This is a genomic window from Methanobrevibacter sp., assembly GCF_017409525.1.
In the GTDB taxonomy this organism is placed as follows: Archaea; Methanobacteriota; Methanobacteria; order Methanobacteriales; family Methanobacteriaceae; genus Methanocatella.
The window spans coordinates 104,035-125,325 of record NZ_JAFQSO010000013.1 but is presented as its reverse complement, the minus strand read 5'-3'; the positions used below and the strand labels follow the sequence as shown (position 1 = coordinate 125,325).

The following is a 21,291-nucleotide window of genomic DNA, read 5'->3' as shown; positions in this document are numbered from 1 at the left end:
TCAATAAATTAAAAATAGTATTGATTTTAATTAATTGTTAAACCGCTGGTTCATCGGGGTTTGCCTAGAAAAATACTTAATTGTCCCATTAAGTGAAGAAAAATCTAGGAATCCTCGCCTTCATAAGGTGAGGTGGTTCAAGTTAAAAGTTATGGGCTTAGATTGCTGCAAATCAGAAAAATGGGAAAAAATGCGGTAAAAATCACGAATTGACATTAAAGCTTTGGGATTGGGGTTATCATGAAACCTATCTTTTAGCAACAATGGTTGAAGAGAATGAAAAGGTTGATTCAAATCAACTAAATGAATGGGTCAATGCATTCTATTCATGGGATTTGGTTAATCAGGCTTGCATTAATCTTTTCAGATTCATTCCAGAAGCCATTGATAATATTTTCATCTGGTGTGAATCAGATAAGGAATTTGTTAAGAGAACAGCTTTTAGCTTAATTGCAGTTATGGCCGTTCACAGCAAAGATTCTAGTTTTGATAAGTATTTTGGAATAATTAAAGAAGGTTCAAAAGACAATAGAAATTTTGTTAAGAAAGCTGTTATTTGGGCGTTAAGGCAAATAGGCAAATCTAATGCTGAAAATAACAAAAAAGCAATCGGACTTGCTTATGAAATTCTTGATATGGATAATAAGGCAAGCAAATGGGTTGCACGCGGAGCCATTCGGGAACTTGAAAGCGAAAAAGTTCAAAGTAAATTCAATCAAAAAAGTTAACTTTATTTTAGATTTACTCCAATATAGTAGTAAGGTGATTGAATGGAAAGAAAAAGTTATATGTTGATAGCTTTGCTTTTAGCTTTCGTTGTCTGCATTGGTGTTTTTCTATATCAATACAATAATGATGTTGCTACTTTCATTATAGTCAATGAAACTCAAGTAGTTGAAAACGGGTCCTTTTCAGGGATGTTGATGGATTCATACGGTCAGGGTGTAGCCAATAAAACAGTTACTTGCCATAAACCTGATGGTACAGTGATAGAGGTAATGACTGATGAGAACGGTGAATTCACGATTAGCAATGCAGAATATCTTCCTGATGCCGGTGAGGGTAATTGTTACAGCGGATTCGCATTTGAAGGTGACGGCAAATACTTGGGTTGCACTTATGAGGGTAACGTAACGGTAACGGCAAAGTAATCAGTGTCGAACAAACTGAATATGGTTACAAGTTATAGATGAAAAGTTTCATCTATCTTTTTTTATTATTATTTTAATGATAAACTTTTTCAAATTATAGCCTAGTTTGAAGAAAGAATTGAATTTACAGCTCTTATAAAAAATCTAATATCAAACATTAAAAAAAGAAGGGGATGAGAGATAAACTCTCATGGTTTTTTAATTTTTTTGTCCGTCAGCCGCAATGTCAGAACAAAAATGGCTGCCATCAGGGCGGCCGTTACATACATTACGAATTCCATAGAATCCTTAACGATAGTATTTACAATACTCTGAACAGTGCTGTTCTCTGCTTTAACATCGTTTATACTGCCTATTGATTGGAAGTAATCATAGACGCCTTGATGGTATGCATCATCTGATGAATATTCCGGTGCATAGGTATCGACTGCATCATTAATGCCTCCAATAGCACCAAGAATTAGAATTACCCCTATAATCGCTGTACCCATTGACTGACCTAATGTCTGACCGGTTGTAACAATACCTGAAGCGTTATTCTGACCTTCTTCAGAAATATTGCTCAATGCAATGTCCACGCCTAAAGCCATTACAAAACCAAGTCCTGCGCCCAATACGAACATTCCCGGCATTAAATCCAGCATTGTTGTATCCATTGTAAACTGCTTGCTTAAAATAAGACATCCGATGATTGTTACTATACATCCTATTGACATGAGTAACTTGTGATTCAGCTTTGCGGATAATCTTGGGGCCGCCACTGCAAAGAGAAGCAAACCTAAAGTCATCGGAAGCAAAGTCAAACCTGTATTGAATGCAGATAAGGCCAATACGCTTTGCAGATACACGGAAACCGCAAACAATGTTCCGCCCATTGCAAGATTAACCAATAGCCTAATTGCAGTACCGACACGCAAATTTCTGTCTTTTAATAATTCAACATCAAGCAACGGCACGTTGCCTTTTCTTTTCCTTTTGATTTCAAACAATGCAAAGACTGCCAGGACAATTAGGCCAACAATCATTGCAGATATGCTGAAAGTGGTATCATCAGTCAGCATCAAAATACCGATAACGAACAGAACAAGACCTACAAATGAAACTATGGCGCCTGTAATGTCCAATTCGCTTTTGGATCCTGTCGCTTCGAAATAAGGTATTTTGCTCTGCAGTGCAAAAATAATCAGAACGATTACAAATTCCACAGCAAATCCTAATCTCCAAGTGAAATATGTTGTCACAACCCCACCGAAAAGAGGGCCGATAGCGGCAGCAATTGCAACCAGCGCACTCTCAATTGCCAGAGCAAAGGTACGTTTGTCACCATGATAAGTTCCGCTTATTATGGAAACGGCGATAGGTGTCATTAATGCTCCACCAAGACCTTCAAGCACTGCCCATCCTGCAAATAACATTAAAGTGTTCTGACTTAATGCCGCAGTCAAGGTACCGACACCATAAAGCGCAGCACCGATTAAGAACAGTTTCTTTTTACCAACTATGTCCTGAAGCTTGGTACTTAAGAGCATGAACGCAGCAGTGATGAGAGTATAAAATGATGAAATTGATTGAATGGTGCTCACATCAGTATTCAAATCAGCAACAACTGAAGAAATACTAACGTTCATGAATGTAGTATCCAAAGCTATAATAAAAGAAGCAAAGCAAACAAGAAGTAAGGAATCCAAGAGTGTTCCTTAATTGTTTCATTCATATTTTTTAATCCTCCAATATTAATCATTTTGTAAATTTATATTTATAATTATTTAAATTTATTTGATTAAATTATTCCCATGCCTTCAAGCATTGATTCAATACCTAAAAGGATAATAGCCACTCCACCAACTATTTCGATGTAGTCAGCATATTTAATAGCCATTTTAGTTCCATATGTTCCTATTAAAAGCCATATTACAACAGCAATTAAGCTTAACAGCAGAAGGATATATGGATTCACATGAGCTGTGGCACCTTGTGACGCCAGAATCAGGTTTTCAATGTTTCCAAAAATGAGCAAAGTGGAGAATTGAGCGTAATCTTTTAAGTCAACCATGATTATGCACCACCTTTTGCTTTGATGTTTTTCACTGCTCCATAAACTGCCTGAATACCTAATATGAATATTGCAAGTCCTCCGATGAAGTTAATGACATTTGAATATTGCATTGCGGCATCAGTCAAAATAACACCTATCACCTGCCAGATTATCACAATGATTATACTCAAACCGCCCAATACTTTAGGGTCCACTCCCTTAACGACACCCTGTGAAGACAAAATCAGGTTTTCAATATTTCCAAAAATTATTAACCACATGAATGGTAAATATTCTTCTAACATGCTTTTTCCACCAGTATAATTAATTATCACCAAAATTACTTTAGTGACAAATATGAATAGTATATTTAACAAAATATTTATATCTATTATTTTAATTCATTAAACCGAAGTTTTGTAAAAATAAGAAATGGGCCCGACGGGGATTGAACCCGCGACAACAAGGTTAAGAGCCAAGCGCTCTGCCAGACTGAGCTACGGGCCCCATTGAAAAATTTTTATAAAAATTTAACATTAACTTTATCATTTACCATATTTAACTATTTTGTTTTTGTTGCATGCACAAAAACTTAATAGAAAAATAGTAGCTATTAATTACACATGGCTCCATTTACATTTATCATTCTTTTTTTCATTTCAAATTCGGAAATTTCCTAATTCTGTATAATGCTGTCGGACATGCTAAAATGAAACATGTCACTGATGTGATGAGCAGCAAAAGCCCTGATCCTGAATCAACAAAGATTCCACCAATAAATATTCCAATGGCTCTGTTCATGTTGTTGATGAATAGGTATGCTCCATTTGCAAATTCCGGCGCTTCCCTTATTGATGAACTCAGCCAATATTGGGAAATTGTATGCATTGAACCGTCCAGCAGGCCGAAAATGATTAATAATACGAATGTATAACCAGGCACTTCGATTCCAAGGCCTAACAAAATAACAATGATTGCAAAAACGATGGGATAAATTGCAATTGGAAGATTATTCCTTTTGCCAATGAAATATCCAAAGAGGCTTGTTCCAAAAACAGCCGCTATGCCATTTGCGAATAAAAATGTTGATATGGAGTCAACGGGAACCTTAGTCAGAACTGACAATACGACGGAAAAATAATTATAGATCATACTTATTGCAACTCCAATAAATATGGTGAAAAGTAAAGATACTATAAAACGTTTTTCTTTTGCAAAACCGAAGTTTTTAATTGGATTGCTTGGGTGGCCTTCCATTTTAGGAAACAATAAGCAAATTCCAACCAAAGCCAAAACATTAACCAAAAATAGCCATACGTTTACAAAGGGATATCCGAAGGTCACACCGACTTGGGTGGATATTGACAATCCTAGTATAGAACCTGCAGAGACACCTAAAACAATTTTATTCACATTATCTGGGTCTAATTCTCCCATTATTGTTAAAGCAATACTGATTGCTGATGAATAGAAGAATGCAGGCAATAACCTAATGAATAAAGCAAGATAAAAATTGTCGATGAAAATCTGTAGGAAACTGCTTAATATGAAAACTGACAAACAAACAGTGAAAAATCTCTTTCTTTCATATTTGGAAAAATAAGACGGTAGAAATAAACCAGTAACACTTAATATCAATGCAAATAAAGCGACAAATAGACTCGCCATAGTTATTGGAACGTTAAAATGCCCTGAAATTAGGGGAATTATGCCAGCAATACTTAAAAATGTTGACAATGAGAAAGCCATTAAAAATAAACTCAAAGTAATTTTCCTAGTCATGTCTTATCTTCCTTTTAAGCCTTGAAATCTCCCTCAATGGAGTGCAATATTATTATATAATATAAAATTATTTTTAAATTTTATGCAGAGATATATTCGCGGAATATTTCAAAACGAATGTTTGAAAGTCATTACTAAAAAGATTTCCACCAAAAAAAAATAAAGGAAGTAGTCCTATCCGGAGTCGAACCGGAGTCACAAGTTCCAGAGACTCGTATGATTGCCATTACACCATAGGACTAAAAATCGCATTAAATTTTAGAATCCAAAAATATCATAAATTTTGAATTCTATTAATTTGTATATTCTTCATAGCTATAAATTTTTTCTATTTTTTTGAAAGTAAGGAGGAATTACGGAAACTTCCGAAGTGTTTTAATAATGTCAGGAATATTGCTTTCTAGCTTAGTTATGAATGTTACAAAATGCGATATTAAAAATAAACAATATTGAAAATAATATCAGAATCTTTTATCGTCGGTGAGTTTATTTTTAAGATTAGAGAACATATTCTGATTATTATAGGGGAAGTATATGATTTAGGTTTTACATGTTAATTATCAAATTTAAGTTAATAAATGAGGTATTAAAATTTAAAGAAATATCTTCCCCAACTAACTTTGTGTTTAACCTATTGGATTTTCATTTCAGGGGTCTTTTCAGAATCCCCATATGTTTTCTCCATTAGTTCAATTTTTTTATCAGAATCCATTGATGCAGTAATTTTAGCGACAAGGTCAATGTTTTCATCGATTTTATCCATTTGATTAAATGCTTCATTTTAGAGTAATAAATTTTGTTCTTAAATCATGTGTTTTTACTGTTCCTTTTAGTAAATAGCACTGAAAGTCCAACAACAATAATTGTGATAATTATATCAACTGTTATTTTAAGTGAGTTTGCATCATTGAATAATTTTACGAGTCCAAATACCCAAATTCCAATTAAAAGAACAGGCAATAAATATTTTAGTGTGAAAATCCAGGTCTTTCCAACTTTAAAGGTTGAAAATTCATTAAGCGAAGGCATGACCTTTTCAACTCCATAAAACCATCCGAATATTATTGCCTGGATGCCTATAAGAATCAATATTCCGAAATTATTTACAAATTCGTCCACGATTTCCACTAAATAGCTGCTGATTCCTGTAGAATAAATGACAGTACCTATGCATGCAACCATTGTAAGGATTGTAACTCCTTTTTTTCTGCTCCATCCAAATTTATCGCACAATGATGAAAGTAAAGGTTCAAATAGTGCAAAAGAAGAAGTAAATCCAGCAAATAATATTGATATGAATAATAATGGGGCGATAACATGTCCAATTGGCCCCATTGCATTGAATATTTGTGGAAATATGATAAATATTAGGCTAGTGCCTTCACTGATTAGTTCATTCATAGGTATTGATGATGTTAATGACATGTATCCGAGTATTGAAAATACTCCGAAAGCTATGAAAATCTCATATAATGAGTTTGCAATGACTACAAACAATACTTCGTCAACCAGCTTTGAATTTTTGGGCAGGTAGCTTGCATATGTATATACCATGGCCTGACCGATGCTTAAAGAGAATATAGTTTGCCCAAATGCCGCAAGCCAAACATTAATATTGAAAAGTGCCGACCAGTCCGGAGTGAGTAATGTATTTATTCCAGTATTGAATCCGGGCAATGTGAACGCATAAACAAAGATCAATATCATGATTGTAAATAATATTGGAATCAGGACGGTTGATATCCTGCCAATCCCTTTATCCACTCCTCTAATGGAGACTACCCAAAAGATTATCCATAACATTAATGTGCAAATCAAGGTAGGGAATATTATTGTGGCGGCGGACGCTAAGTTTGAGCTTCCTCCGACATAACTTGTAAAAAAGGATGATGGGTCATTTCCCCATCCGAAAGTAAAACTGTTTAAGAAATATGCAAAATCCCACCCTAAGATAATCATGTAATAAATAACAACGATAAATACGAATAGAACCAACATCCATGCAATGATTTCAAATTCCGGACGAATGCTATGCATTAAATTAGAAAAACTCTTCTTAAAGCTAAACCCAAGTCCATACTCTAAGATCAGAAATGGAATTCCCATGACTAAAATTGCAATTACGTAAGGTATGAAAAATGAGCCTCCTCCATTGGAATACAACACATAGCTGAAACGCCAGATGTTTCCTATTCCAATTGTAAGGCCAATCATTGCAAGAATGAAAGTGAATACCGAACCCCATTGTGAATTCTGATTCATTTTAGTTCTCCTTTAGGTTTAATTTTTGTAAAAATTACGCCGAATACAAGAACAACGGCCATTATAATTATGTCTACTGTAATTTCAAAGGAATCTGCATCTTCGAATAAATGAATAATTCCGATTAACCACATGATAATCAAGACAAATGGTAAAACATATTTAATGATGAATTTCCAGGTCTTTCCAACTTTAAATCTGCTGTTTTCGTTTAATATTGGTATCAGCGAATCCACATCATATATCCATGTGAAAATGATACATTGAATTGCGATTAACAGTAAAACTCCAAATTCATTAACAAATACGTCAACAACGCCAACAAGATAACTGCTGATGCCTGTTGTAAATATTAAAGATAATAAGCATCCAATTACGGATAAAACAGTCACAGTTTTCTTACGGGTCCAGTCTAATTTGTTTTCAATTGAACTTACCATAGGTTCAAATATAGCAACTGCTGATGAAATTCCAGCAAACAATATTGCTATAAACAATAATGGAGCTAATATGCGTCCGGCAAGACCCATAATATTGAAAATCATTGGAAATACAATGAATATTAATCCTGTTCCTTTACTGACAAGTTGAACCATTGGCGTTCCAGTTATAAATGACATATGTCCTAAAATTGAAAAAATACCAAAGGCGGTGAAAATCTCAAATACGGAATTTGCAAGCACTACCAGTAAAACATTGTCATTTAATTTAGATTTTTCAGGTAGATAACTTGCATATGTAAAAGCTATGGCTTCTCCCATACTTAAAGAGAATATGATTTGGGAAAACGCCGCAAGCCATATGTTAATGTCCAGCAATTTTGTCCAATCTGGGGTTATCAATGTCTCGATACCGATATTAGCACCTGGAAGAGTTAGGGCGTATATTACAATTATTGCCATAAAGACAAAAAGGGTAGGAATTAAGATTTTTGAAAGTTTGCCTATTCCGTCATTTAAATCCCTGTGGGATACAAACCATAATGTAATCCACATAATTAATGTGCAGACTGTAGTCGGAATCAGAAGAAAACTTGCATCGCTTAAATTGGAACTTCCACCAACACTGTCAACAAAGTATAATGCAGCATCGCTTCCCCACTGAAAAGTGAAACTTGAACCTAAATACACTAAATCCCAACTTAATATTACCATATAATAGAGTACCACTATAAAAACAAATAAAAGCAGTATCCAGGAGATATATTCAAGTTTTGGATTAATACGTTTTAACGTGTTTGAAAAAGAGTCCTTAAAACTGAATCCCATGCCGTATTCTAAAATTAAAAAGGGTATTCCCATGATGGCTATTGCAATTAGATATGGAATGAAAAATGATCCTCCTCCATTTGAGTATACTACATAACTGAAACGCCAGATATTGCCTAATCCCACTGCAGCACCAATCATTGCAAGGATAAATGCTGATGAGGATTTCCATTGTGTTTTTTCTACCATATTTTCATCTTATTCATTTTTTCCATATCTTTTGAGATACTGCAGTTGTAATAATTGTTGTGATAACAACAATGCATCCGAATAACTCCAAATATAGATTCCAAATCTGCAATATTTAAAAACTAGACTAGAAATCATCTAAGTCAAGATAATGCATATAATCGACGCCATGCTGGCGTTTGTTTGCTTTCATCAATACCTACTTTTAGTTCAATTAGTTTGCCATAAACAAAATAAGAGCCAACTAATAGTAAAAAGCAAACAATAAAAATATACATATATATTATTGTACTATTTTACTAATATACATATTGTTTTTAAAGTTTTTTTTTACTAATATGCATATTTTTAAAGTTTTTTTTACTATATTTTCATATCTACTATTTGCATAGTATTAATTTCAAATGACTGGTTCAAATATTCTAGTCCAATATATAAATCAATTTCTTCAATTTTTTAATAATTTTATTGCACAGTCGTTCTGGCGATTTTTAATCCTTCTTTAGGGATGTGGATAGTGACATTGACATCACGATTAATCACAAGTTTTAGAAAAAGCCTTAAATATTTATAAAATAATAAATTATATATTATTATTGATAAAAACTTTAAATTAGTAGTGATTAGATGAATTATATTATTCTTGCTTTTCTTTTTATTCTGTCCGGTTTTTTCATGAAATATTCGGATGATTTATATGATGTTAACCATAATCTGACTTTTTCAACATTTTTTGGCATTTTTTGTGCTATTGCCTCTGTTGTAGCTACAGTTTACAATAGTGATGCAGCATATGTATTCATTTCTATCTTAATAGGCACTTTCATAGTTTTAAAAGTAGATGGGATTCATCATGTAATCACTATGATTGTTTTTTTAGCAGTTCTGTTGGCTGTAGGAATTCCTAATTTGAGTTTAGTTATTTTGCTGATTTGTATTTTAGCAGTTATTAGTGATGAAATAGGTCATGAACTAATTCCAAATAGGACTGAAGACAAGTTTTTAAATTTATTTTTTGAATACCGTTTTGTGATGAAGATTGTTATATTTTTGCTTGCTGTTTGTGGCGTATTTGATTTTTGGATATTTGTTTGCTTTATTTTGTTTGAACTGTCCTATGTATGGGCAGGTATTGTTTTTGAAAGATTCAATTAAAAAAGAATTTATGGGAATATTATAGATAGGTTCCTAATATTCCAGTCCAATATCAGATTCAAATGGAAAACAACTGCAGGGTTTTCCAAAGCAAGTTTCAAATCTGATATGTTAATGTTATTTTAGTGAATAGTAACATTTGAGAATAAATTCAGCACTCCCACTCCAATAATGATTAATGAAAGCCCAATGATTGCAGCCCAATCAGGTGTTTGTTTAAAGGCAATAATGCCAACAAGGGTCACAAGTACTATTCCTAATGCTGACCAAATGGCATAAGCAATTCCTATTGGCACTGTTTTTAAGCAGTTGCTAAGGCAATAAAATGAAAGCATATATAGTATGATTGATGCAATAGTGGGTAAAAGTTTGCTAAAACCGTTAGAGACTTTTAATAGTGTTGTAGCACTTGTTTCAAATAAAATGGCGAGTATAAGAAAAATTATATTATTCATTTTAGATAACTCCTATTCTATAAAATTTTTTTCTTTTTAACAAATATATATTTTGGTTAAAACATCCATCAACTTCTTTTCAATGGTATATTCAAATCAAGTTTCAAATCCCGAATTGCTGATGTTAATGTCATATTTTAAATTTATAAAAGTCCAATAGTTATATTGAGGTGGATTGAAAAATGGCAGATTTAAATTTTGATCATGAAAGAATAATGTTTACGCCTGCTTTGCTCTACATTGACTACATTAATTTGCATTTTAAGTACTATCTAAAAAAGAATCATGAAGATATCACTCCTTATGACTTTACATATCTTGCTAATATTTTCTACAATCAGAACTGTTCTCAAAAGGATTTGGCAGAGTTATTGTTTGTAAGTGAATCAAATATCGCCCAAATAATTAAGAGACTTGAAAAAAATGGATTGGTAAAACGGGATGTTGATGAGAAAAACAAAAGCCGCAGAATTTTAAATTTAACAGAAAAAGGAAAGGAAATTTATTTCAAATTACTAAAAGAAGCTTATGAAGGCGAAGCCAAATTCTTTGAAAATTATTCTCCAGAAGATGTTGAAAAATTCAAAAAAATGCTATACGATTATTCTCAATTGGCTATTAATTCATACTAAACTTTTATATATTATTTCAGATAAACCTTAAAATTAAGACTTAAGACTATTAAGTCATTAATGTTTTAGGTGATAAATTATGTCAGATAAAGAAAAAACAATTGAATTTTTACAATTTTTAGTAACTGGTCTTGCTGCAAATTCATTCGGACACAGAATCCAATCAAAAATATTTGCAGGCCTAGGCTTCCAGTCTCTTGGAGACAAATACGCAGCCCATGCAACCGAAGAGCTGGATTTCGTCGAACAGTTCATGGACCGCATCCTTGATTTAGGAGGCGAACTCAAACAGGAAGCAGCACCAGAAGCACCAGTATTTACAGACATTGTAGAATTCATCGAACATGACTACAACGTATCCGTTGAAGGAATTGCCTATTTAAATGATGTAATGGAATCCGGAATATTGGATGCAACAACCTATGATCTAATGAAAATATATCTCAAAGATGAAGAGGAAGACATGTACTGGTCAGAACAACAACTGGACCTCTGCAAAATGATTGGAAAACAGAATTATCTAACACAACTGTTAATCAATGATCAAAATGGAAATTAAAGCTATCAAAACATATGAAAACGGTTTCATGAAGCAAACTTTCGCATTTGGCGGAGAAGGAATGGACGGTCTTGACGATTCAGTAAAATACCGCTCAAGCATTCAGAACTATCTTATCGACACAGGCGATGAAGTAATCCTTGTAGATACCGACATGCCGAGTGAAGCGCCGCAGATGGAAGTGGATGAAAACACTCCTCTGTCAATGGGGGAGAGAATCAGCGACTATCTGACCGCACTCAACAAAGTGGGATATAAGCCAGAAGACATAACAAAGATTCTGATTACCCATAAACACGCTGATCACACAGGCGAGTTAAGGCAGTTTCCAAATGCCAATGTATATATTTCAAAAACAGAAGCTGAAGAGATGGACCTTACAGGAGACAACATTGTTCCTGTTGAGTTCAAGGATGGATCATATCATAACTTTGAAAAATCAGAAAAGATAGTTGATGGAGTATATCTTATTGAAGCTGTTGGTCATACAACAGGAAATAGCATTGTCATTGCAGAAGATGACGGGCTGTTTTACATGATTCACGGTGATGTAACCTATACTGATGAGGCTTTGTATGAAAATAAGCTGTCAATTGTTTTTGAAGATGTTGCAAAGGCAAGGGAAACCTTAGACAATGTCAGGGAATTCATTAAAAACAATCCTACTGTATATCTGTCCACACATACTCCATTAGGTCATGAAAACCTGGAAAATAAAAAAGTCATTGATTTGGAAAATCCTCCAGAAAGTATTTATCCATAAATACTTTCTTTTCTATTTTTTATATCATTAAAGGGTTTCATTTCGTTTAACATCCATGAATCTAAGACTTCAGGAGTCTTGGCAGTTCAATGGAATTATTCTAAGAAAATCACTCATCTTCTGATTCACCAATTTCATCGGTAATTTTAGATACTAATTCAGTAAATTCTGAATTATTCCTATCTCTCGGATGTTCTAGTTTAACTTCAACAATTTCTTTTATTATTCCAGGTCTTGCAGATAGAATGACAATTTTATCTGATAGGAATACTGCTTCTTCAATATCATGCGTAACGAAAATGATTGTCTTATTGTTTTCTTTACAAATTTTAAGAATTATTTTTTGTAGTTTACGCCTTGTCTGTATATCTAATGCACTAAATGATTCATCCATCAATATGCTATCAGAATCATTGATTATTGACCGGATTATTGCAACTCTCTGTTTCATACCTCCGGATAATTCCTTAGGATATCTTTCTGCAAAATCTTTTAGCCCAAAAGCCTCAAGGTATTCCATTGCACGTTGTTTACTTTCTTTTTCAGATTTGCCATTGATATTTAATCCGAATATTACATTATCAAGGATATTTAACCATGGATAGAGAGAATAGTTCTGGAATATAAAACCTCTTTTGTTGGAAGGTCCTGTCACTATTTCTCCATCATCTTTAACAGTACCTTCTGTAGGATTTTCAAAACCTTCTATTATACGCAGTAAAGTTGTTTTTCCGCAACCTGACGGACCTACAAATGATACAAATGCTCCTGTTTCAATAGTAAGGTTGATATCCTTTAGAGCGATTACTTCTTCTCCACTATCTTTTGATTCAAAAATTTTTGATACATTTTCTATTTCAAATGTCATTTTATCGCCTTACCAGAATATTTTTTCCTGTATCTTTGTAAAGACATAATCGAAAATTATACCGATTACTCCAATTACTAACATTCCAACTACTGTTGAACCTGTATCAAATAGGTTTGTAGATGTTAAAATCATATATCCTATACCTGAACTTGATCCAATCATCTCACCGGAAATTGTACACATTAAAGCAATAGCTATTGCTACTTTAAGTCCGGATACAATAAAAGGCAAACTTGATGGTATGACTACTTCAGTTAACATCTGTGAATTTGATGCTCCAAATGATTCTGCCGCTTCTATTAAAACAGGATCTGTTCTGTGCACTCCGTCAATTGTTGAAATCAGGATTGGGAATACACATCCCATGAAAATAATGAATATTGCTGGCCATACTCCAATACCGAACCATATTATTGAAAAAGGAATCCATGCAATTGGTGGAATAGGTCTTAAAACACTAACTACTAAACTACATATTCTTTCTAATCGTTTATACCATCCTAATATTATGCCTAATGTTATACCAACCACTGATGCCAGTAACATACCGAACAATACTTTATAGAGTGTATCAATGATATCTCTAAAAAGCTGTCCTGAAACAGCCAACTTGACAAATGAAGCTGCAACATCTGCTAGTCCAGGAAACATGTAACTTGGAACCAGCTGGAAAAAATCACAAACCAAATACCAAATTATTATTATAATAACAGGTAATATTAACATATCATGCTTATATTCTTCTCTAAATTTAGTCATATTAAAAACCTTTTTGATAATCTTTTAATTTTATATAAATAACTTTTCTTGAGGTATTGTCTCATCAATTATTCCCAAATCTTTTTCAATATTCATAAACTCAATCACATTTTTCTTGTAGGTATCATTCAAATCACTTACCCATTTAATATGTGCTAAACTTTCTTTTTCAATTTCAGCATTAGGAACAATATGTGGGGGCAGATATTGCACTGCTTCTTCAGGATTTTCTATTATTTTATCTGTTGCTTTTTTGTGGACATCTAAAATTTTTTTTACTTTATCAGGATTTTCTGATATAAATTTTTTAGTCATCACTACAACGCAGCAGGGATGATCGGGCAAAATATCTCCAGAACTTTTCAGAAGAGTTTTATTATTAAGTTTCTGTGAAATTGTAACATAAGGTTCATATGTTAACATTGCATCGATACTATCAGTTCTTAATGCATCATTCATTGAGGAAACCTTCATGCTGGGACTTTCAATATCGGAAATGTTTAGTCCGCTTTTGTTCAAATCATATTTTAATAATACGCTTTGTATTGATGCTTCACCGGGTGTAGCCACAATCTTGTCTTTTAAATCAGAGGTTGAATTGATTGATGAATTTTGGCAAACCAAACCGCTGCCCTCATTTTGAGCTCCTGCAACAATTTTTATAGGCACTCCTTTAGTCATGGAATATATTACGGGAGGTAGTCCAACATAGCCCACATCTAACTCACCACTGGCCATTGCACTCATCAAATCTCCGCCGTTATTATATTCATGTAGTTCCACATCAATTCCCGCATCTTCAAACATTCCTGTTGCATTTGCGACAAATAATGCCGAATCGTGATCTGTAGGTAGATATCCGATTTTAACAGTATCTTCATTATCACTGGACATACCATATAATGTAAAAATAATTAGTAATAAAGCTGCTATAGCTATTAGTAGCCTAATTATTTTTCTATTTTTTGACATAATATTTCAACTCCTAAAATAACATATATTATTTAGTTATAAAGAATAAGTATATTTAGTATTCTGTTCAATAAATAATTTTTTCATGTTTTTTTTATTAAAATTTGGCCGACCAAATTGATTGTTCTCAAACAAATCTCAAGTTTCGTGACAAGCCGGGTGAACCTGCTTATCCTCGTGAAATGTTGATTAGGCTAGTTTTAATGAGTGTTTGATGGAAGACTCCTTCCCGTGAAATTGAAAGGAGAACAAGAACTTATATTGCTTATATGTACCTAGCCGGCATGAAAAGACAGTTTGCAGAACCATTTTGGGATTTAAAGCCGATTATCCTGATTGAATCGATGAGGCTTTTAAAACAACATTAAAGTTTGCAAAGAAGAATTATCATGTGAGTTTAGATGGAACTAAAGTTAAAGTAAAAACATCAAAAAATAATATAACTAATGAACAGCAATTAAAAAGAATATTGTATTGTATTGTATTCGATGAGGTATCCTGCTTTGGCAGTTGTTGCATCGACATATTGATATTCAAAACTAACTTTCCAAAATTAGTTCATATATATCGCAGTCCAAAAATCAAATCAAATCCAAAACCCTGCAGTTAATGTCAATGTCATCCAAGTGAATTAAAGAAAAAACTATCTATTAATTATATATAACTTGAAATTTAAAATATTAACTAATTATATGTTTTGGAGAGGTTAATATGAAAACTCATGTGATAGTTGTAGTACTTTTGCCTCTCTACACTACCTTTTCTAGAACCTATGATAATTAAATATTTTCATTCATCAATTATTTTTCTATTCCCCTAAATTCCATTACTTATTTATATAAATAAAATTACAAATGGGCTAATATAATGAGGGGGATGCTGTAAAGTTTGACAGTTATATTGGGGAATTTTAAAAAATAGAATTAATAAAATTGATGTATTACCCTTTTGTAAGTATATAAATTTTTGTATAGTTACTACTTTTCTCGCTGTATTTTTACAAGTAATAATCTGAACTTTTTGGCAAATAAATGTTACAATTGTTCGTATTAAAACGAATGAACTGGTTTTGTATAGTTACCAATCAAAAGTATTGAAAAAATTATTTATACTACTCGGAAATAGAAATGAATATTAATTATACTTTGGGGTTGTGAATTAAATGTCAAAAGCAAATTATGTAATTCGTGAAGATGGAATGCCTGTAATGATTACTGCAGAATCTGATTTTGATTTTATAGATAGTGAAGAAATTCTCAATGATTATCCTTACATTACTGAATCAATGAATAAGGAAGAATATTGTCTTGAAAATGAACTGTGTTTTGCTTTTGATGAACTCTTATATGAAAATAAAGTCGTAGGCTTTGCAACATTTGAACTGCATAATCAATCAACACTGATGTTAACAGAATGTTATATTCTTCCTGAATTTAGAGGAAAACAAATATTTTTCAATGAAATATGTAAAATGATTTTTTCAGCACCTGATTTTGGAATTTTACAGCCCACACGTAGTATCGTCGAATTGCTGATTGATTATTCCTTTGCAAGGAAAGTGAGTGATGATATTGTAGTAAGTGGGATAGATTTTTATTTCAATGACTGGGATGTGAAATCCAACAAAAGAGAAGAAATATCCCATGAGCTGCCGTTGTCTAATTATTATGACTTGGGAATCTGTTCAACCATTCTTGTTGATGCAGGAGAGGTAATCTATCACTATATGCTTGAAAACGATTTAAGAAAGTATGGTGAGAGAAAGGAACTGACTGAAGAATATTTCAAAGATATTGTCGAATTATTCTTTAAATATCAAAGCGAATTTGAAAAACTGATACTGGAATTGAAAGAGGAACTGCCTCAGGAAAAATGGGGTTATGATGTAATTGTCGGTGAAGGTGAAGGATTATCAGAGTTTATGCAGGGAATAGTTGACAATGAAATAGTATCTCATGACAGGGCTTTGGAAATCAAACAGCAATTAATCACAGAATATGAAGCCGGAGAAATAACAGATGATGATGTCGATGAGAGATTAACTGCTCTGCTTCTTGGTGAAATGTCTGATTCAATATTATTTGAAGGATTTCAGGAATTTTTAGATTCACCTGAAGCTGATGGGGAAGATATGCAGATTATGAAAGAATTCTTTGATGTGATAGGAGCTAATGAAGAGTTGGGTGCCAGTATTTTCAATGCCATACTCTCAGATGATGAAAGCGAATTTGAAAACTTAATAGTTAATGCCATGAATAATGATGAAGAGTTTTCCAACAGATTTCTTGAGCTGGCCGATGATTATGATGAAACTGAATTGCTGTTGCCTGATGGAGAGCATTTGGATTTAAATTCTCTTGGGTTGAATCTTGACTCACCATATCCTGTCGCCGAGATGATGTGGGGGTCTAATGATGAGAAATACAAGCTTGATGACACATATTATGGAAAGGACTATCCGATAAGCCACGACATTTATGTCTTCAGAATCTTAAAGTCACTTAAAAAACATAATAGCTTAAAGATTGCAATGGCAGTAGCGGGAATGAAAGGATCAATGACTCCGCATGCAGTAGAATCACAACTGTTTATGCAGGACTTAATCAGTGATGAAGTTAATTATGATAACTGGGATGAATTCGCTCATGACTCATTGACAATCAAGGATTTGAAAAATATTTTAAGAAAAAACAATCTGAAAATTTCTGGTAAAAAACAGGAACTCATTGACAGGATAGCTGAAAATCAGATTCCTCTGGATGATTTCAGATTAGATAAAGCAATAGTAACCCTAGACGGTGAGGAATTTCTACAGCGGAACCAATGGATTGATTTTTATGATACATTCTTGGAAAAATTTGATTTCAATGACTTTGTGAAATATTTGGACAACAATGATGGTGAATTCATAGAACTCGTCTTTAATTATCTCCAAGAACATTTAAAACTAGCTGAAAAGGAAAATAATTCCATATATGTTGCTGATTGTATTATGGCACATGAGATGATTTCAAAAGCAGGAAATGATTTCTTTAAAGATACTAGGTGAATTCAAATCCCCTTAAAGAATTTTTCACTCACCATAACTATGGCTTAAAAATGAGAATGATAGAATTTTATTACTTATGTATGGGCTACTTTTTTAAGGTTAAAAAAAATAAATTATAAAAAGGAAAATGTTTTAGGAGGCAAATAGATAACATTGTCCTTTTTTTTAATAGTTTTTGTTGTATTTGATATTATAATACCATAATTCGCATTATAACGTTCAATAGCAGAAGAAACTTGTTTTTTGGTTTTTTTACCCATACTTACTTCTATTGGAATTGGACTTTGAAATTCCCTTTGGATAATAAAGTCAACATTGCCATCACTTTCTGGATCATAATACAATTTAAAAAAGTTTCCATCTTCATGGCTTAAGTAGAATAAGGTTGATGCAACAAGATTTTCAAGAAGGACTCCAAGATATGCTTTCTTATTTGAATTAAGATTCCCGATTGATGATGTTAAGATATGTTTGATGCTTGATGTTGCAAAGAAATACTCCCATGATTTAATGGACCTTTTAGCGGATGCAATATGAGGTTCGCAGTGAAATATCAGTTGAGTTTTTTTCAATATGTCCAGGATATTTCGGATGTTGCCTTTGGATGTTCCAAGATAAGATCCCATCTTTTCCTGTGAAATGTCTCCAGGTTTTTGAAGAGCCAAAAACCTCAATAAACGATTGGCGTGTGTCTGGCTATCTGAGGTTATGGAGGAGATGGTTCCCATGTCGTGTGAAATGACTTTTTTAATCATGTCTGTGATGTTTTTGCATATTATATTGTGGTTGTCTTCAAAGAGTGCAGTTGGAAATCCGCCGTATTTTAGATATTCATCCCAGTCAGTTGTAGAGTAGTTTTCAAGATTAATCAAGTCCTGATTGATAGCATGTTCGGTTGTGATTGCATCACCAACATCACCCTCAAAAATTAGTTTTTTAAGGGAAGTGGAAACGTCAGCTGCATCATAGCCATATTTTAGTTTCAGATGTTGATTATAGTTCAGTGGAGTTATATTTTGCTTAAGCAGTCTTCTTGTTGAGTTGGCATCATATTCGAGGTTGAGGGCTGACGAACCTGTAAAAATCATGAAAATGTTTTTTGTCTTATCGAATATTAGCTTACCTGATAATGCCCAGTTCTTGTCATATTGTGACTCATCAATAAGCAGGAAAATCTTTTTGTCTAATCGTCTTAAGGTAGTGTTGTGATAAGTGCTTAGGAACTGTTTTACAACATCAATGATTTTAAAATCAACAATATCATTTAAGTTTTCGCATGATATGAATAGTATCTGGTTAGGATTGACATTTTTGGATTTGTATAAATATTCATATGTCTGATACAGTAGTGTTGTTTTACCTACGCCTCTTAAACCAGGAAGTGCAAAATATCTGTTATTGGTTGTTTTTTCTAGAAACTCATCAACATGTCTTTTAATAAAATTAAATTCCTTTCTTAATTGGAAATTCATGCCGTTTAAAGACAATTCATTATTTAAAATGTTAGGGACATCAAATAATTCTTCTCTGATATAATCCTCAATAATTTCTTCTTTTTCATACATATAAAACCACATCACATGAACTTATTCTCATTGTTGGTTAAATATTTGACTGCATAGTATATAAATGTGTGGTCAGTTAACTGACCAAATATATAAGAAAAAGGATAGGGAGAAATAAGTCAAATGGAGTATAGTGAAAAAATAAAGACGACTTATTTTCCATTTGTAAGTATATAAATTTTAAGAATTGATGGTAATGTTGATGTTTTTTTAAATTAATTAAATAGCTATTTATATATAATTTAAAAAAGTAAAATAGTATTAATTAAAATAATTGAGGTTATTACATGAAAACTCATGCGATAGTTGTATAACTTTTGTTCTCTCTACACTACTTTTTTTAGAATTCATGATTTATATATGATGATTTCTAAAAATAATGGTATAATCCCGTAGGGTAGTGGCAATCCTTCTGGGCCCTGGACCCAGAGACAGCGGTTCGACTCCGTTCGGGACTCTTAATTATCTAATTTTTTTTAATCTTTTCATTTTTTTCAGTCCCAATCTGACATGAAGCAAATGCTCAATCTTCTATGGATAAACAATAAATTTAATGATTATGAAAATAATATTTTATTAAGGATTGTTATTCTGTACATATTTTTTTTAAAATCTATGAGGGATGAACTATGAGTATTAATATAAGTGTTACTAAAAGGGATTATGGAATAGACCTGCTTAGGGTTGTATCCATGTTGATGGTGCCTATGGTTCATATATTGGGTCAGGGAGGCGTAATTGGTGCTACTGTACCGCTTTCACTACAATATGAATCGGCATGGTTATTAGAGTCAATACTGTTGGTTGCTGTTAATTGTTTTGTTTTGATAACAGGTTATGTCTATTATGGTAAAGAGACCAGATATTATCGTTTATTAACGCTATGGGCGGAGGTTTTATTTTATTCCATAATTATTATAATCGCGTTGAAATTTATATTTCCTAATGAAATTGGTTTGGAACAATATTGGAAAGCAATTATTCCTACATTTTTTACTAAAGCTCAATTTAGTAGATATTGGTTCTTCACAGCATATGTTGGAATGTTTTTGCTTTCACCGTTTATAAACTTAGGATTGAAACATTTTACTAAAAAACAGGATTTGTCAGTATTTTTAAGTTTATTCATTATATTTTCACTGTTGCCTGCAATTTTAAATCAGGATATGGCATTTACTCTTAATCAGGGATACAGTGTTTTATGGTTTTTAGTGTTATATTACACTGGCGGCCTTATACATAAATATGAGATATTTAAAATGTTTAAAAATTACAAATGGCTTTTGATTTATGTTGCATGTTTTTTAATATCCTGGATATTGAGGTATGTGCTTGATGTATCCGGTTTAATAGAACCTGGATTTAACTTATATTCATTTAATTGTTATTTATCTCCATTATATTTCATTGGAGGTATTGCATTATTCTGTTTCTTTAAAAAAATGAATATTACTAAATCAGCCGTCATATCTGTTATAGAATTCTTTACTCCGGTCTGTTTTGGAGTCTATCTTATACACAATAACATGTCACTTGCACATTTCTTCTTTGATAAAAAATTTGAATTTATAGCTCACATGGATCCAATTTCATTGTTTATAAGTGTCATTCTTATTGGAGCAGGAATATTTGTTGTTTGTGGTTTAGTTGATTGGATAAGAGAGTTATTATTCAGAAAATTAAAAGTTAAAAAGAGATTTGCACAATTTGAAGAGAATATATACTTGAAATTTGATAAGTATTTAAATTCAAATAGTTAAATGATGCAAATCATCATTTTTTTTATTTTTTTTTCGGATTTCTCATTATCATATGATTAAAAAA

Annotated in this window: 20 protein-coding genes and 2 tRNA genes; 9 read left to right on the top strand and 13 right to left on the bottom strand. The window is 32.5% G+C overall.

Annotated elements, in window-relative coordinates:
- The first annotated feature begins 161 nt into the window (after nucleotides 1-161).
- The gene (locus tag IJE64_RS08155; protein WP_292784582.1) at nucleotides 162-728 is read left to right on the top strand and encodes a DNA alkylation repair protein; all 567 of its coding nucleotides are present in this window, start codon (nucleotides 162-164) and stop codon (nucleotides 726-728) included.
- Nucleotides 729-770: 42 nt separating this feature from the next.
- Nucleotides 771-1,151, top strand: a complete 381-nt coding sequence (locus tag IJE64_RS08150; RefSeq protein ID WP_292784580.1) for a carboxypeptidase-like regulatory domain-containing protein — start codon at nucleotides 771-773, stop codon at nucleotides 1,149-1,151.
- A 188-nt stretch (nucleotides 1,152-1,339) separates the two neighbouring features.
- Here the strand turns inward: IJE64_RS08150 and IJE64_RS08145 are convergent, their stop codons facing one another.
- The 8 genes from IJE64_RS08145 to IJE64_RS08110 all read right to left on the bottom strand — a co-directional run bounded on the left by IJE64_RS08145 (nucleotide 1,340) and on the right by IJE64_RS08110 (nucleotide 8,687).
- Nucleotides 1,340-2,839, bottom strand: coding sequence for an MFS transporter (locus IJE64_RS08145; protein WP_292784578.1), 1,500 nt, complete (start codon nucleotides 2,837-2,839; stop codon nucleotides 1,340-1,342).
- Between the two features lie 92 nt (nucleotides 2,840-2,931).
- A complete protein-coding gene (locus IJE64_RS08140; RefSeq protein ID WP_292784575.1) occupies nucleotides 2,932-3,204 on the bottom strand; it encodes a hypothetical protein in 273 nt (90 codons plus the stop codon).
- A gap of 2 nt (nucleotides 3,205-3,206) precedes the next feature.
- Nucleotides 3,207-3,491, bottom strand: a complete 285-nt coding sequence (locus tag IJE64_RS08135) for a hypothetical protein (RefSeq protein WP_292784572.1) — start codon at nucleotides 3,489-3,491, stop codon at nucleotides 3,207-3,209.
- 128 nt (nucleotides 3,492-3,619) lie between these two features.
- Nucleotides 3,620-3,693 (bottom strand) — tRNA-Lys (locus tag IJE64_RS08130).
- A 147-nt stretch (nucleotides 3,694-3,840) separates the two neighbouring features.
- On the bottom strand, nucleotides 3,841-4,968 hold the full coding sequence (locus tag IJE64_RS08125; protein ID WP_292784569.1) for an MFS transporter: 1,128 nt from the start codon (nucleotides 4,966-4,968) through the stop codon (nucleotides 3,841-3,843).
- Between the two features lie 631 nt (nucleotides 4,969-5,599).
- A complete protein-coding gene (locus IJE64_RS08120) occupies nucleotides 5,600-5,731 on the bottom strand; it encodes a hypothetical protein (RefSeq protein ID WP_292784566.1) in 132 nt (43 codons plus the stop codon).
- A 44-nt stretch (nucleotides 5,732-5,775) separates the two neighbouring features.
- The gene (locus tag IJE64_RS08115) at nucleotides 5,776-7,230 is read right to left on the bottom strand and encodes a sodium-dependent transporter (RefSeq protein ID WP_292784563.1); all 1,455 of its coding nucleotides are present in this window, start codon (nucleotides 7,228-7,230) and stop codon (nucleotides 5,776-5,778) included.
- A complete protein-coding gene (locus IJE64_RS08110) occupies nucleotides 7,227-8,687 on the bottom strand; it encodes a sodium-dependent transporter (protein ID WP_292784560.1) in 1,461 nt (486 codons plus the stop codon). Before IJE64_RS08110 ends, IJE64_RS08115 begins: the two co-directional genes overlap by 4 nt.
- A gap of 675 nt (nucleotides 8,688-9,362) precedes the next feature.
- Here IJE64_RS08110 and IJE64_RS08105 point away from each other — a divergent pair.
- On the top strand, nucleotides 9,363-9,842 hold the full coding sequence (locus IJE64_RS08105) for a hypothetical protein (protein ID WP_292784558.1): 480 nt from the start codon (nucleotides 9,363-9,365) through the stop codon (nucleotides 9,840-9,842).
- Between the two features lie 122 nt (nucleotides 9,843-9,964).
- Here the strand turns inward: IJE64_RS08105 and IJE64_RS08100 are convergent, their stop codons facing one another.
- Nucleotides 9,965-10,297 (bottom strand): multidrug efflux SMR transporter, encoded by a 333-nt coding sequence (locus IJE64_RS08100; protein WP_292784556.1) that lies wholly within the window; start codon nucleotides 10,295-10,297, stop codon nucleotides 9,965-9,967.
- A gap of 182 nt (nucleotides 10,298-10,479) precedes the next feature.
- Here IJE64_RS08100 and IJE64_RS08095 point away from each other — a divergent pair, with 182 nt between their 5' ends.
- The 3 genes from IJE64_RS08095 (at nucleotide 10,480) to IJE64_RS08085 (ending at nucleotide 12,251) form a co-directional block, all read left to right on the top strand.
- Complete coding sequence (locus tag IJE64_RS08095; RefSeq protein ID WP_292784554.1) at nucleotides 10,480-10,929, top strand: MarR family winged helix-turn-helix transcriptional regulator; 450 nt, start codon at nucleotides 10,480-10,482, stop codon at nucleotides 10,927-10,929.
- A gap of 79 nt (nucleotides 10,930-11,008) precedes the next feature.
- Nucleotides 11,009-11,488, top strand: a complete 480-nt coding sequence (locus IJE64_RS08090; RefSeq protein ID WP_292784551.1) for a bacterioferritin — start codon at nucleotides 11,009-11,011, stop codon at nucleotides 11,486-11,488.
- On the top strand, nucleotides 11,478-12,251 hold the full coding sequence (locus IJE64_RS08085) for an MBL fold metallo-hydrolase (protein WP_292784548.1): 774 nt from the start codon (nucleotides 11,478-11,480) through the stop codon (nucleotides 12,249-12,251). Before IJE64_RS08090 ends, IJE64_RS08085 begins: the two co-directional genes overlap by 11 nt.
- Before the next feature lie 109 nt (nucleotides 12,252-12,360).
- Here IJE64_RS08085 and IJE64_RS08080 read toward each other — a convergent pair whose 3' ends face one another.
- Genes IJE64_RS08080 through IJE64_RS08070 form a run of 3 tightly spaced genes read right to left on the bottom strand, consistent with a single transcriptional unit; the run spans nucleotide 12,361 to nucleotide 14,853 of the window.
- A complete protein-coding gene (locus IJE64_RS08080; protein WP_292784545.1) occupies nucleotides 12,361-13,119 on the bottom strand; it encodes an ABC transporter ATP-binding protein in 759 nt (252 codons plus the stop codon).
- A gap of 9 nt (nucleotides 13,120-13,128) precedes the next feature.
- A complete protein-coding gene (locus IJE64_RS08075) occupies nucleotides 13,129-13,881 on the bottom strand; it encodes an ABC transporter permease (protein WP_292784542.1) in 753 nt (250 codons plus the stop codon).
- A 30-nt stretch (nucleotides 13,882-13,911) separates the two neighbouring features.
- Nucleotides 13,912-14,853, bottom strand: a complete 942-nt coding sequence (locus IJE64_RS08070) for an ABC transporter substrate-binding protein (RefSeq protein WP_292784539.1) — start codon at nucleotides 14,851-14,853, stop codon at nucleotides 13,912-13,914.
- A 1,162-nt stretch (nucleotides 14,854-16,015) separates the two neighbouring features.
- Here IJE64_RS08070 and IJE64_RS08065 point away from each other — a divergent pair.
- Entirely contained in the window at nucleotides 16,016-17,902 is a 1,887-nt protein-coding gene (locus IJE64_RS08065) for an SAP domain-containing protein (protein ID WP_292784536.1), read from the top strand.
- Between the two features lie 113 nt (nucleotides 17,903-18,015).
- On the opposite strand, the gene IJE64_RS08060 is transcribed toward IJE64_RS08065, so the two are convergent.
- Entirely contained in the window at nucleotides 18,016-19,467 is a 1,452-nt protein-coding gene (locus tag IJE64_RS08060) for an ATP-binding protein (protein WP_292784534.1), read from the bottom strand.
- 386 nt (nucleotides 19,468-19,853) lie between these two features.
- On the opposite strand from IJE64_RS08060, the gene IJE64_RS08055 reads away from it, so the two are divergent.
- Nucleotides 19,854-19,925 (top strand) — tRNA-Gln (locus IJE64_RS08055).
- Nucleotides 19,926-20,096: 171 nt separating this feature from the next.
- On the top strand, nucleotides 20,097-21,227 hold the full coding sequence (locus IJE64_RS08050; protein ID WP_292784532.1) for an acyltransferase: 1,131 nt from the start codon (nucleotides 20,097-20,099) through the stop codon (nucleotides 21,225-21,227).
- The last annotated feature ends 64 nt before the right edge of the window (nucleotides 21,228-21,291 follow it).